Source organism: Dokdonia ponticola (assembly GCF_042653865.1).
In the GTDB taxonomy this organism is placed as follows: domain Bacteria; phylum Bacteroidota; class Bacteroidia; order Flavobacteriales; family Flavobacteriaceae; genus Dokdonia; species Dokdonia ponticola.
The window spans coordinates 308,663-321,803 of the sequence record NZ_JBHSFV010000004.1 but is presented as its reverse complement, the minus strand read 5'-3'; the positions used below and the strand labels follow the sequence as shown (position 1 = coordinate 321,803).

Here is a 13,141-nt window from a genome sequence, read left to right as displayed (position 1 = left end):
TGATTTTTTTCTTTATATGAGAAAGAAAACTAAAGCATAGCCTAAGCTACGGTTTCTTTTTTCTTGTGAAATAGAAAGGAAAAAAGGGTGTTTTATTACAGTAAATTCAATTGGTAAATGGTATTATTCAGGAAGAACAGCACTACTCGCTGTTACATTGCGGTCTATTTTACGCATCAGTCCTTGTAACACTTTTCCTGGGCCGACTTCTATGAAGTTTGTTGCCCCATCAGCGATCATTTGTTGCATACTTTGTGTCCATTTTACAGGAGCCGTAAGTTGTGCCATTAGATTTTTTTTAATTTCTGATGGATCTATAATTGCTGTCGTTGATACATTTTGATAGATCGGACAATTAGGAGTGTTAAAGGTGGTGTTTTCTATCGCTGTAGCCAGTTCTTCACGAGCAGGCTCCATGAGAGGCGAGTGAAAAGCACCTCCGACAGGAAGAACCAATGCACGTCGTGCTCCTTTTTCTTTCAACGCTTCGCAAGCGGCTTCGATTGCTGGAATATCACCAGAAATTACCAACTGCCCTGGGCAATTATAATTGGCAGCCACTACAATCCCGTTGATGGTAGCACAGACCTCTTCTACCACATGATCTTCTAGTCCAAGAACAGCTGCCATGGTTGAAGGTTGTAGTTCACAGGCTTTTTGCATCGCTAGTGCCCGCTGTGATACCAATCGTAGTCCATCTTCAAAGTTGAGTGTTCCATTGGCTACTAGGGCGCTGAGTTCACCCAAGGAATGTCCAGCGACCATATCAGGCTGAAAGGTGTCGCCTAGTACCTTACTTAAAATAACAGAGTGTAAGAAAATAGCAGGTTGGGTTACCTTGGTTTGCTTTAGGTCTTCTGCTTCGCCTTCAAACATGATATCAGTGATTTTAAATCCTAAAATATCATTGGCTTGATGAAATAAATCTTGTGCCAGTCCAGAGGCTTCAAATAGGTCTACCCCCATTCCTGAGAATTGTGCCCCTTGTCCTGGAAAAATATATGCATTCATATACGGTTTGTTTAGTTGTGATTGCAAAAATACTGAAAGTTTTGGGTTGTCTCTTAAAAGGAATCAAGATGAAAGGGAATCAGGAATCAGGACTTATTATTTTTAGTCGTTAGTCGTGAGTCGTGAGTCGTGAGTCTTGGAGCGAAGTGATCTTAGCTCTAGCAGCGCAGCGGTCTTATGCGTTAGTCGTGAGTGGTGAGTCTTGAGCCTTGAGTCCTGGGTCTTGTGAGTCTTGCGTCTCAGGTCGTATAGCGTAGCGGTCTTATGTCTTTAGTCTAGATTCCAGAAGCGAAGCAATCTAGCTTCTTCTCAAAAACCTACCTCCGCTTCCACGTTTCATACGTAAACGCATGCTTGTGCTTGTCGTCTGCTTCGTGAAATACGCTTTCTTGTAATTCCCATATGGCGGGATCTATCTCAGGAAAAAATGCATCGGCTTCAAATTCACCATGAACACGCGTGAGTTCGATGTGGGTCGCAAAGTTGAGTCCGATGGTGTAAATCTCACCACCTCCTATAATAAATGCGTTTGAGTCATCTTTCGCGAAAGCGAGTGCATCCTCCATCGCATGGACTACGATAGCACCTTCGGCTTTGTAGTCTTTATTACGTGTAATCACCAAATGGGTACGTTTAGGCAACGGACGGGGAAACGACTCCCATGTCTTGCGTCCCATAATAATATGATGCCCTGTGGTAAGGGTTTTGAAACGTTTAAAATCATCAGGTAGATGCCATACAAGGTCATTGTCTTTTCCTAAGGCATTATTTTCTGCCGCAGCAGCAATCATTGTGATCATAGGGGAGAATTGGGATCTATTGTTGGTGTTGTGGGCGTTGTAGGCGTTGTTTCTGAGGTCAGGTTGCTGCTTTTTTTTTCTGGTAAAGGATGTAGTATCGCTACTTGCTCTTCTAATTCAGCGATTCTTTTTTGTTGTTTTATGACTAAAGCATTGATTTGTTCTTCTTCCCATTCTTTGCCCATGAAACGTTTCAAGACAAATACATTAATAGCATGTACAAGAAAGAAAAAAGTCCATAGCAAGATCGCCCACAGAAACCAGTCATATCCAAAAAGGGTGATATCTTTTCCAATACCTAGCACAGGGTTGATAATAATCATTAAGACAGCTCCTGCTAAGAAAAGCACGAAGTGTCTGTATAGTTTCTTTTTTTGACGAATCCGTGCTTGCGCATTTTCAATCAATGCACGTTGTTCTGGATCAATAGCGGGTGTTGTTTTCTTTGAGAATAGTCCCATTTGTACGATCTTTATATGATGTTATAAAATTACTGTTTTTTACCCACACCTTCAACGTATGAGCCCGTATAAAAAATACTTTCCTATCCTTAACCAATGTACATATCTCAATACGCCTGCGTCTGGATTATTACCCTTACCCGTATTGGAATATAGACAAGCACACGACCTGGATTTTTTTGTTATGGGAAGTGCCATCAAAAATGATAGAGGTCCGATATTGACCGAAATACGTGAGAAAGTAGGTGCGTTATTTTCTTGTGCGCCCAATCGTGTGGCATTAGTGCCTAATTTTTCATACGGATTTAATACGCTCTTGGAAGGCGTTCCTACGCCTAAAAAAGTGTTGTTGTTGGAAGGGGATTATCCTTCGGTGAACTGGCCGTTTGAATCGCGTGATTTTGAGATTACGTATGCACAGATTGATGGTAATTTGGAGCAACGTGTGGAGACCGCTTTCGCGAAAGCGCAACCCGATATATTCGCATTTTCTGCCGTGCAGTACATTAACGGAATCAAAATAGATTTTGAATTTTTAAAACGGTTGAAAGCCAATTATCCCGAAACCCTGTTCTTTGCAGATGCCACCCAATATCTCGGTACGGAAGTCTTTGACTTTGATGCATCTGCCTTTGACGTGATGGGCGGGAGTTGTTACAAATGGATGAATGCAGGTTTTGGGAATGCAGTCTTTCTCTTTAAAGAAGCCATTGCCGAAAAGGTGTTTCCAAAAACCACTGGATTTAACTCGTTGCAAGGAAAATACAAAGCGCAAGAAGGGAGTTTTTTAGGGCGTTTTGAACCTGGACATCAAGATACGTTGAATTACGGAAGCCTTGGAGTTGCCATCGATTTGATGAATGAGATCGGAATAGAAACCATCGAAAAACAGATTCGAGAACTTTCAGTAGCTGCCAAAGCTTCTTTTACAGAACGCGGACTTCTAGAAGAGGCTGTTGTAAAGCGTGAAGCACATTCGTCTATTTTTAATCTAAAAGGCGATCAAGCGCTTGTAAAACATTTGAATGATCACGGGATTATGTGTATTTTAAGAGGCAATGGCGTACGTGTTGGTTTTCAATATTTCAACACACAAGCCGATTTGCAGGTATTACTAGACGCTTTAGACTCTTTTTAAGAGATTTTTGTATGCAACACACCCTAAAAACGCACCGCTTTACTAGTAATTTGATAAATGAAAACGTTTGCGTTTTGTGGGATTCGATTTTTTTAAGGAGGAATTTTGTGATTCTGTGAAAAATGAAGGTAACCCTTTGATAAAGTGTTTTTTGTCGTGACCTATTTTTATCTTTGACATGTTTAATTCATAAAAAAACAAGTATGTCACTTACTAAAAAATTTTTAAAGTCAAAGCCCATCTGCAAAGTCACATTTACAGTTCCTGCCGCTGAAGCATCTACGGTCGTTGTTGCTGGAGATTTTAATGATTGGGACACCACTGCATCGTTAAAGAAATTGAAGAACGGAAGTTTTAAAGGAACTTTTGATATCCCAACAGAACAGTCTTATGAGTTCCGTTATGTGATAGATGGAGAATGGACAAATGAGCAAGAAGCAGATCGCCTTCAATGGAATGCGTATGCTGCTGCAGAAAATAGTGTTTTAGAACTATAACAAGTTTGCGTTGTTGTTTATCCCGCATTATGCATTAGAAAATCTATTACAACTTAAATAAGCTTCAAAATATACCGTTACACTACCTTTTTAAGTTTAACCATAGCGATGCTATGCTAAAACTTAGAAAACGCCATATTTTATTGCTTCTTTAAACCTCATTACGAAGTTCTAATGCATAATGGGGGTTTATGGAAAACAACACTGCACCCTATAATAGATATAATACCTAAAAATAGCGTAACACTCGTAAGAGGGTTACGCTATTTATGAATATTCAAGTAGTGGTTTTTTAGTTGAATAGTAAGGGTGTGACATTGAAGCGATATTTGTCAACGTCTTGACAGATCTATCACACCCGTATATGATATTAATTTAACTATCCTAATATTTTTGTCTGCCTGCGATAAAAAGCATCTTGCTGTCGCTTCATAATCTCTTTGGCCATCTTTTTCTTGTAGCTATAGAGTTCTTCTTCATTGGCAATATCGGTATAGATGCGGTCATTCAGAATATGATCTGTTTCGGTGAGTATTTTGCGTTGTGCTGCTTTTTGAGCACTCCACGCCTTGATGGTTGCCTCATGATCGGCGAGTTTAATATCATATTCTCCCATCGGAGAAATCAATTTTGAAAAGATCGGAGCCGTTTCGATAGCGAGAAATAATAAGAAGATAAATAAGGATGGGAGCCAAGGCAATTCTTTCATCGCATCGATGCGTGCCATGAGTCCGTCAAAATTATTAATAATCGGCTGACTCGTACTTACCGCGGTGTTGAACTCATCTCTGAGGCGGGTTTTTTCCGCTTCCGCGAAAGCGATTTTATCAGCATTTGCTACTTTAAGCGCCGTGAGTTCGGTAAGCGCGGCATCGTGTTTATCCCGTTTTTCTTGATAGACTGGGCCTTTGCCTAAAAGTTCAGTGCCCGCTGTTCCTTCAGCTTCGGCAATATAGATTTCGTATAAATTGTTGACTTCGGTTTCTTTGGTGGTAATTTCGTCTTTAAGTGATGTGATTTCTGCATCTAATTTGTTCATTTCTGGGGTGTATGCCGCTAGAATTTCCCCTTGATTCTGAACGGTAAATTCATTTTTCTGACTTAACATCACCCGATCAATTTCTTTTTCAAAAATCTTTAGCTCTAGGGGCTTCGAAATCACAATCGCAATAATCACCGCAAGGATTAATCGCGGAATGGCCATGCCAAATTCTTTCCACCACTGATCTCTTTTTTTAAGGGTAGAAACAATAAAACGATCTAGATTAAAAATAACAAGACCCCAAAGGAGCCCAAAAAGAATCGCTCTATAAACGTTGTCAAAGATGGTATATAAAGCGTACGTGCCAGCAATGGCCGCGAGTACTGCGGTAAAAAATACGGTAGCGCCTATGCCTGCGTATTTGTTTTTTTCGCCACGCGAACAGGTGTCTAGCACATCTCTGTCTGCTCCAGAACAGAGAATAAAAAATTGCTGTATCATAAAAGTTAGTTTTGTATTCGTTGGTGACGAATTGGTTGATTGATGATGCTTATACTCAAAACATATAGCTTTTCGAATTTGTATCTTTTTCTTTTCCTCTGCGTTAAAATTTACAACCGTAACCAGTGCTATGCTTGAAAATTTATGTCTTGATAAAAAGAAGAATAAATTCGCTAAATTCTCCGAATACCTAAATGCTTTGCGTATATAAGAACGCAAAAAAGTATAGAATGTTACACCATGTGGAGAAGTAGTCGGGTATGTGCTTTGGTCTTTAGGTTGACTAAGGATGCATTTTTATGGAGATTTTCTATTGGAGATAGAAAAAAGTACAACCTACGCGAGGTAGGTTGTATAGGATTTGATATATGTATGTTTTTGTCTAGAAAAGCTAAGCTTTAGAAATTCTAGTCTGGTATTGCTCTTGTTCATTTACCGTTGTGATGACTTCTAATGAACGATTTTTTCTAACGAGTTTCAGGGCTTCTTGATAGGTAATTTTTTCATTTTCGTAATAAAATTGTGAGTTATGCCTATTGGAAACTTTAATATGTGCAATGATGTTTGCGCTCGTAGGTCTAGGGGCAGGCTCAAAGAGTTCTGAGGTATATAAGAATATAACTGGTTTTGCAAATGTTTTAGAAGGCTTTATTCTTTGTTTGATATTAGGAGTTCTTGCTATAAGTTCTTTTGCTTCAGCAGTGGAAATGTGTCTGTGATTATAATAATAGCGAGCATCTTCTTGAATTGTTTTTTGAGACGGATCTATAACAGTTGTATTAAAAGAATTTTTATCCTCTAGGGAAAGCCCTTTCGTTCCCACAAGACCTCCTCCACTTTTGGATGTTTTCTTATCCATAGTCGGTGATACTTCTTTTAACTTTTTTGGCGCAGGTGGAGCAGGTGGCGGTGGTGGCGGAAGTGCAGGATAAGGCTCTGCATTTTTCTTTTGCTTTTCCGTCATCCTGTTATAGATGTCATACATAAAAGCCACCTCTTGTTTAAGGATTTGGCCATTTGGATTGTTGCCATATTTCTTAGCGAGTTTGTTATATACTTTGATATCCTCTTTAGTAGCAGGTTTTTTATTTTGTTCCTGTTCAAAAAGAGTTATAGGCTCTTTTGAAATATAGGTCTTAGGAGCATTTGTATACGGAGATCGTGTTTGCACATTGAGGTTCTTGTTTGTTTTTACAAGATTCAATGCTTTTTCATAAGATATGTTTTCATTTTCATAATAAAATACACCTCCAATGTTATGCATGCTTTTTATGTGGTCCTCAACATTTGGTGGCGGTGGTGGTGGCGGTAATTGTGTAGGCGCAGGCGGTGCTGGTGGAGCAGGTGGCGGTGGCGGTACTAAATCCATCCCTCCATTTGCTTTTGAAAACTTAGTTTTTAGGAACTCTTCATTAAGTCTTTTGACAAACCCCTTGTCAGGGTTTTTAACAAGTGTAGAAGGAAATGCTTCTCGGTATGCTTCTGGTGACCAATCCTTGGTAATCGCATCAATATCTTTACGGAAGGTTGCAACAGAAGAAAGCTTTCCGTTAATGCGCACAGTGTTGTTTTTGATTTCGATGACTAAGGTTTCTAATTCTTGAATATCAGCCGTTTCTTTTAAAATATAGGTCTTTGGAGGATTTGTATATGGATACGGAGATTTTATACTGAGGTTTTTTTGATTTTGAGTTAATTTGATTGCTTCTTCAAATGAAATTTCTTTTTTATTAAAATAAAAGAGGCTTCCTAGGTTTTTCATTTTTTCTAAATGATCACGTGTACCAGTAAATAAATAAGCACTTCTCATTTCTTGATCAGAACGCGGCAGTAGTTTTAGCCCTTTGACCTGAGAGGTTAATTTAGTTTTTTGAAACGCTGTATTGACTTCTTCTATGAACTCCTTATCACTATTCTTATAAAGGAAGGAAGGAGACATTTCTTTATAATCTGCTTTTGACCAATCCTTGGTAATCGCATCAATATCGCTGTGAAGGGTCTTTATTGAAGATGCTTTTCCATTAACACGAACGGTGTTGTTTTTGATTTCAACAACTAACCCTTTCTTTCCATTTCTTTGAGCTCCTTCTACAAACTCAGTAGCGTAGTTTTGAGCGGTTTGTTGTTGTAGCGCAGGAACGTTTCCTTTAGATCTAATAATTTCCTCCTTTGGAGTCACTATTCTATGGTATCCATAGTTGGTGGCCACATTTTGGATAAATACTAAATCCTCATAAAGAATAGTTTCATCTGAAGAAACATGAATATTGATGACACGATCACGTTGCTCTTTGGTAAGATCGGTATGTAAGGATTCTAGTGTTTTCTCTAGATGTTTTCTTGAGGTTTTAACGCCGTCTACTTCCAAGTTGGAGTTGTCGAGGATAGTAATTTCAATACTTCTTGCATAGATAACAGGATCTGTTTTTTCTTCATAAGCTTTTTCTGAAGGTTGTGCAATAATCCCTTGATTAAAGACCAAAATACAGCCCGCAATAATGGGAATAAGTAGGAGCGCACTTATGGCAAGTCGCTTTTTGTTAAATGATTGTGATAACATAAGAATTCGTTTTTTTGTTGATAAATAATTAAATGGACTCTCAAGGGTAGTGTGATGAGCACTACTGGCATAGCGTAAGAGTATATGTTGATATTGATATATATCATGTTGTTCTTGTATGGCTCCTTGGTCTGCAAGAAACTCATGGTTTAATGTGATGGATTTTTTGGTGATCCAAAACAGCGGATTGAACCAAAAAACAACTTGTAAAAATTCTATAAATAAGATGTCCAAGGAGTGTTTCTGACGCACATGCGTTGCTTCATGTGCAATAACTTCTGGTGGAATTTCGTTGTTTTCATATCGCTTCCGCGAAAGAAAAATATACTTCAAAAACGAGTGCGGAATGATGGTCTGTTGTAAGAGTGCTAAAGTGAAACCTGGCTGCCGATGCGTTTCTGCTGTTGTGATTTTTCGCTTTAAGCGAACCAAATTACGCACAAATCGACCTCCAAAAATCAAAATCCCCATCCCATAGATACTCCATAGGACATACGGAAGGTAGTTTGTCTTTTCTTCGATAACTACTGGAGGATTCGGTGCTGTATGTTGATTTTGAATACTAACAAAATTTTCTACCCAAATATCCTGAGGAATTGTTGCTGTGGTGTATGTGAAAGTAACCATCGGAATGGTAAGAGCAAACACAAGACTCGCGAGCAAATAATACCGCTTAAACTGATGTAATGCTTTGCTCTCTAATGCTACCTTATAAAACCCAAATAAGACAGCAAGGCACAAGGTGCTTTTGATAAGGTAGGTGATGATCATTGCTTTTTCTTTTGAAGTTGACTATCTATAATGCTTCTTAATTCTTGAAGTTCTTTTTCGCTCAGATCTGTTTCTTGTGTAAAGAAAGAAGCAAATTGCGAGGCAGAGTCGTTAAAGAAGTTTTTGATTAGACCGTTGACATGCTTTGAGAAATAATCTGTTTTCTTTACGAGAGGAAAATATTCTCTAGAACGCCCATACTGTATGTAGTCTACAAAGTTTTTGTCTTGCATCCTTTTCAATAAAGTGGCGACAGTCGTCGTTGCTGGCTTTGGATCAGGGTAGGCGTCTATGAGATCTTTCATAAAAGCGCGCTCTTGTTTCCAAAGGAGTTGCATCAATTGTTCTTCTGCTGCTGATAAAGTCATGTTGCTCTACTTTTTTAGAATTAACTCTACAAATGTAGAATAAAATTTTAATTCTACAAGTGTAGAGTAAAACTTTAACAAAAAAGTCCTTTAGATGATACTGATCTAAAGGACTTTATCATTTTATAATTTAAAAGTTACTTGCTGCTTTTCAGCTCCGTAAAGTATTTATAAAAATACGGAATGGTTTCAATGCCTTTTAGGTAATTCCAAATACCAAAATGTTCGTTAGGTGAATGGATTGCATCGCTGTCTAAACCAAATCCCATTAAAATGGTCTTGCTTTTTAATTCCTTTTCAAAGAGAGCCACAATAGGAATACTTCCACCACTACGTTGTGGGATAGGTGTTTTGCCAAACGTTTTTTCGTAGGCCTTTTCAGCTGCTTGATATGCTATGGTGTCTATAGGGGTTACATAACCTTGTCCTCCGTGATGGGGGGTTACTTTTACGGTTACCCCTTTTGGGGCGATGCTTTCAAAATGGGTTTTGAATAGCTCAGTGATTTCTTTCCAATCTTGATGAGGTACCAAACGCATGGAGATTTTTGCATAGGCTTTACTGGCAATCACGGTTTTGGCGCCTTCACCTGTATAACCGCCCCAAATTCCGTTCACATCTAAAGTTGGGCGTATGGAGTTACGTTCATTGGTGGTATAGCCTTTTTCTCCATATACGGCATCAATATCGAGTGCTTTTTTATAATTTTCTAAATTAAAAGGTGCTTCTGCCATTTTTGCACGTTCTAGTTCGGTGAGTTCTTCTACTTTATCGTAAAAGCCTTTGACGGTAATATGGTTATTCTCGTCGTGAAGCGAAGCGATCATTTTTGCTAAAATATTGATCGGATTGGCAACAGCGCCTCCATACAAACCACTATGTAAATCACGATTAGGTCCTGTTACTTCAACTTCTACATAACTCAAGCCACGTAGTCCTGTGGTAATGCTCGGGATATCATTGGCGATCATTCCTGTATCAGAAATTAAGATCACATCATTAGCTAGTTTTTCTTGATTACGCTCCACATACCACGCCAGATTCACGCTTCCTACTTCTTCTTCGCCTTCAATCATAAATTTCACATTACAAGGGAGTTTGCCATTGGCGGTCATGTATTCCATAGCTTTCACATGCATGTACATTTGTCCTTTGTCATCACAGGCACCACGGGCATAAATAGCGCCATCAGGATGTTTGTCTGTTTTTTTGATCACAGGCTCAAATGGAGGTGAATCCCAAAGGTTCAACGGATCTGGGGGTTGTACGTCGTAGTGTCCGTATACCAATACAGTAGGGAGATTAGGATCTATGATTTTATGGGCGTAAACGATTGGATATCCAGGTGTTTCGCATATTTCTACGGTGTCACATCCAGCAGCTTTTAGACTGTTGGCTACAGCGGTGGCGGTTTGTGTGGTCGCTTTCGCGAAAGCGGAATCAGCACTAATACTAGGGATTTTTAATAACTCGATGAGTTCGTCGATAAAACGTTGTTTGTGTTCCTGAATGTAGGAAGTAATGGTTTGCATATGAGTTCTAAATTTTTCTTTAAAAGTACTAAAAATGGACTACATTTAAGGTGATAAAACAAGAGATATGACTTTTTCAAGTGCCCGTTTTCCTTTCACTTTTTCTGAAGATCGATTGTTGGAGGATTATAAGACGTGTGAGGAATTTACCTTTTCTGAGCATTTTAATAAAGCTGATTTTGCTGGGAGTTGGAAGTTGATTGCCCTTCGCTCTATGGACGGTGCCACGAGTACGATTGGGGCGTTTTCGCCTTCGGGCGAATTTAGGGATACTCCTTTATTAGAGAAGTGTGCCTATTTTAAGGAGGTTATCGCCAAATTTGAATGTAAAAAGGAATCGATACGCTTACTGAATTTGTGTGCGGGTAGTAAAATTCATGAGCATACAGATCATGAGTTGGGGTATGAAGATGGGGTATTTCGGGTACATGTGCCTATTGCTACCAATGAGGAGGTTCGATTTTATATCAATAAAGAACGAGTGACCATGGAAGTGGGGAGTTGTTGGTACGGGAATTTTAATTTACCGCATGCTGTGGAGAATAAGGGCAGTTCTGATAGGATTCATCTGGTGATGGATTGTAAACGAAATGCCTGGAGTGATGCCTTGTTTGCAAAACTTGGGTATGATTTTGACGCAGAAGGAAAACCTCCTGCTCATTCTGAGCACGAAAAAAAACGGATTATCGAAGAGCTAGAACAGCAAGGAATTGAGATCTCGCAGGAGTTGATGGATTCGATCCTAGGATCATAAAGGGATACAAGTTTAAAAAAGCGATTAAATTTTCAAGAAAAGTATTTTGCAATTAAAAACTATTCTTATATTTGCACCCCGTTACAAAGTAATGCGTAACGATTTATTGAAATGCGGGCGTGGTGGAATTGGTAGACACGCTAGACTTAGGATCTAGTGCCGCAAGGTGTGAGAGTTCGAGTCTCTCCGCCCGTACCAAAAGAGATTTGTCAATATTGCTTTGATAAATCTCTTTTTTATTTAAATCAAAACTACCTGATAATGTTGTAATTACTCCAAAAATAGTGTTGATTCTAAAAGTTCGAAATTGATCATTTTGAAAGTCATACTCAATTCCTTCAGGAAATAGCATATATTGCAACTTTCGTTTTGCCTCAATATCTCCTGATCGCCATAATGACGGGAGGTTCAGCGCATAATCAACTGCTTTTTCTATCACTTTTTTTAGGTTCGAACTATTTATTTCTGTTTTTCCTGAGATTGATTCAATTTCACGTTTTTCCTTCTCTAACTTTAAACGAAACTTATCGTATTGCACTTTAGAGATCTCCTCAAATACAAAACGCTCTTCCAATCGATCTATCTTTTTTTGTATGCCCTCTAAGTTTTCTTCTAATCGTTTTGATTCTTCGATATGTTCTTTATTCATATCTAAAAACGTTTGCATTACAATCTCTTTCAAAGGAGCGATATATTTTTTATCTTTTAACTGAAAATTTCCTAAAAATTTTTCAAATAGCTCATGTAGTTTTTTTGCACTTCTATTCTCTTTACTTCCCTTTCGTCTATTTTTATAATAGTACAATCCTTTTTTACGAACAATATATCCAGTGTAAGGTGTTCCGCAAGCTGCCGATTTGATAAAAAGTTTTAATGGCAGATACTTATCCTCCTGATTATACTTAGTACCACGTGCCTGAGAGCGTAAGAGCCCATGAATCTGTAAAAAAATCTTTTTTGAGATCATAGGTTCGTGTTTTCCCTCTATAACTTCTCCAGAAATCAAGGAGCTAACAATAAGTCCACAGTAAAAAGGATTTCTAAAATATTTACTCAAGCTCTTCTCTGTAATTTTAAGCCCCTTTTTAGCTAGTTTTTCTATGATCTCTACATGAGCCATATTAAAATTTGCTTTCATCTTAAAAGCTTCTCTTAGAAGCTTTCCTTTTTCATTAACTACATAATTAGGTGTTTTTCCTTTTCCTGGATTTAGATTGGTATATCCAAAAGGAGTAACACCAATAAAATACCCTTTTCTAAGTTTCTCTTGCATTCCTGAGACGGACTTATCTCTTCTAAGCTCATTATCAAACTGAGAAAACATATAATACAGATTTTGCTGAAACGAACCTGCACTTGTAGAGGTATCTACTTCTTGTGTTGCAGATATAGTGACAATCCCTTGCTTTTTTAATTGATCACTTATGTAAGCTCCATTAGCACCCGTACGAGAAAACCTATCATAAGAATACACGATAATATACCCTACATCTTTTTTGCGTTTAACGTAATTAAGCATCTTTTGAAAATGTTTACGCTCATCACTTTTGGCAGATTCATACGTGCCTCCAAAATATTCAAGAACTTCAATTCCTTTTTTTATGGCTAACAGATCACAATACTTTTTTTGAGTTTCAAGACTAGCGTTATTCTCTGCTTGTTCTTTTGTAGAAACTCTAGTGTATATGACACCCTTACCTGAAGTACGAAGTTTAGGCTGTTTACTCTCTTTAGCAAATTGATTGAATATCGTTAAATCTGTCATT

The 13,141-nt window shown here is 38.3% G+C and carries 10 protein-coding genes, 1 tRNA gene and 1 pseudogene; 4 read left to right on the top strand and 8 right to left on the bottom strand.

Translation table 11 applies throughout. The annotated features are described in order from the left end of the window. Positions 1–123 precede the first annotated feature (123 nt). The 3 genes from fabD to ACFO3O_RS09325 form a co-directional block, all read right to left on the bottom strand. Entirely contained in the window at positions 124–1,011 is an 888-nt protein-coding gene (gene fabD, locus ACFO3O_RS09335) for an ACP S-malonyltransferase (RefSeq protein WP_379978331.1), read from the bottom strand. A gap of 317 nt (positions 1,012–1,328) precedes the next feature. Further along, positions 1,329–1,811, bottom strand: coding sequence for a dihydrofolate reductase (locus ACFO3O_RS09330; protein ID WP_379978330.1), 483 nt, complete (start codon positions 1,809–1,811; stop codon positions 1,329–1,331). Beyond that, complete coding sequence (locus ACFO3O_RS09325; protein ID WP_379978329.1) at positions 1,808–2,272, bottom strand: 2TM domain-containing protein; 465 nt, start codon at positions 2,270–2,272, stop codon at positions 1,808–1,810. Before ACFO3O_RS09325 ends, ACFO3O_RS09330 begins: the two co-directional genes overlap by 4 nt. Positions 2,273–2,330: 58 nt before the next feature. On the opposite strand from ACFO3O_RS09325, the gene ACFO3O_RS09320 reads away from it, so the two are divergent. Together ACFO3O_RS09320 and ACFO3O_RS09315 are read left to right on the top strand one after the other, a co-directional pair. Beyond that, positions 2,331–3,410 (top strand): aminotransferase class V-fold PLP-dependent enzyme, encoded by a 1,080-nt coding sequence (locus tag ACFO3O_RS09320; RefSeq protein WP_379978328.1) that lies wholly within the window; start codon positions 2,331–2,333, stop codon positions 3,408–3,410. Between the two features lie 203 nt (positions 3,411–3,613). After that, complete coding sequence (locus ACFO3O_RS09315) at positions 3,614–3,907, top strand: isoamylase early set domain-containing protein (RefSeq protein WP_379978327.1); 294 nt, start codon at positions 3,614–3,616, stop codon at positions 3,905–3,907. Positions 3,908–4,286: 379 nt separating this feature from the next. Here the strand turns inward: ACFO3O_RS09315 and ACFO3O_RS09310 are convergent, their stop codons facing one another. The 4 genes from ACFO3O_RS09310 to ACFO3O_RS09295 form a co-directional block, all read right to left on the bottom strand. Then, positions 4,287–5,390: a DUF4407 domain-containing protein gene (locus ACFO3O_RS09310; RefSeq protein WP_379978326.1), complete on the bottom strand. Its 1,104-nt coding sequence runs from the start codon at positions 5,388–5,390 to the stop codon at positions 4,287–4,289. A 391-nt stretch (positions 5,391–5,781) separates the two neighbouring features. Next, a complete protein-coding gene (locus tag ACFO3O_RS09305; RefSeq protein ID WP_379978325.1) occupies positions 5,782–8,721 on the bottom strand; it encodes a M56 family metallopeptidase in 2,940 nt (979 codons plus the stop codon). Continuing rightward, positions 8,718–9,089 (bottom strand): BlaI/MecI/CopY family transcriptional regulator, encoded by a 372-nt coding sequence (locus ACFO3O_RS09300; RefSeq protein ID WP_379978324.1) that lies wholly within the window; start codon positions 9,087–9,089, stop codon positions 8,718–8,720. Before ACFO3O_RS09300 ends, ACFO3O_RS09305 begins: the two co-directional genes overlap by 4 nt. Before the next feature lie 137 nt (positions 9,090–9,226). Next, on the bottom strand, positions 9,227–10,621 hold the full coding sequence (locus ACFO3O_RS09295; protein WP_379978323.1) for a dipeptidase: 1,395 nt from the start codon (positions 10,619–10,621) through the stop codon (positions 9,227–9,229). A gap of 67 nt (positions 10,622–10,688) precedes the next feature. On the opposite strand from ACFO3O_RS09295, the gene ACFO3O_RS09290 reads away from it, so the two are divergent. Next, positions 10,689–11,375, top strand: a complete 687-nt coding sequence (locus ACFO3O_RS09290; RefSeq protein WP_379978322.1) for an aspartyl/asparaginyl beta-hydroxylase domain-containing protein — start codon at positions 10,689–10,691, stop codon at positions 11,373–11,375. 113 nt (positions 11,376–11,488) lie between these two features. Beyond that, positions 11,489–11,573 (top strand) — tRNA-Leu (locus tag ACFO3O_RS09285). A 736-nt stretch (positions 11,574–12,309) separates the two neighbouring features. Here the strand turns inward: ACFO3O_RS09285 and ACFO3O_RS09280 are convergent. Beyond that, positions 12,310–13,140: pseudogene (locus ACFO3O_RS09280) on the bottom strand (recombinase family protein); the annotation flags it as partial. Between the last annotated feature and the right edge of the window lies 1 nt (position 13,141).

Bases quoted from the DNA above. Each gene is read 5' to 3' on its own strand.
- ACFO3O_RS09320 (WP_379978328.1), top strand. From the start codon at position 2,331: ATGAGCCCGTATAAAAAATACTTTCCTATCCTTAACCAATGTACATAT.
- ACFO3O_RS09330 (WP_379978330.1), bottom strand. From the start codon at position 1,811: ATGATCACAATGATTGCTGCTGCGGCAGAAAATAATGCCTTAGGAAAA.
- ACFO3O_RS09305 (WP_379978325.1), bottom strand. From the start codon at position 8,721: ATGATCATCACCTACCTTATCAAAAGCACCTTGTGCCTTGCTGTCTTA.
- ACFO3O_RS09300 (WP_379978324.1), bottom strand. From the start codon at position 9,089: ATGACTTTATCAGCAGCAGAAGAACAATTGATGCAACTCCTTTGGAAA.
- ACFO3O_RS09290 (WP_379978322.1), top strand. From the start codon at position 10,689: ATGACTTTTTCAAGTGCCCGTTTTCCTTTCACTTTTTCTGAAGATCGA.
- fabD (WP_379978331.1), bottom strand. From the start codon at position 1,011: ATGAATGCATATATTTTTCCAGGACAAGGGGCACAATTCTCAGGAATG.
- ACFO3O_RS09315 (WP_379978327.1), top strand. From the start codon at position 3,614: ATGTCACTTACTAAAAAATTTTTAAAGTCAAAGCCCATCTGCAAAGTC.
- ACFO3O_RS09310 (WP_379978326.1), bottom strand. From the start codon at position 5,390: ATGATACAGCAATTTTTTATTCTCTGTTCTGGAGCAGACAGAGATGTG.
- ACFO3O_RS09295 (WP_379978323.1), bottom strand. From the start codon at position 10,621: ATGCAAACCATTACTTCCTACATTCAGGAACACAAACAACGTTTTATC.
- ACFO3O_RS09325 (WP_379978329.1), bottom strand. From the start codon at position 2,272: ATGGGACTATTCTCAAAGAAAACAACACCCGCTATTGATCCAGAACAA.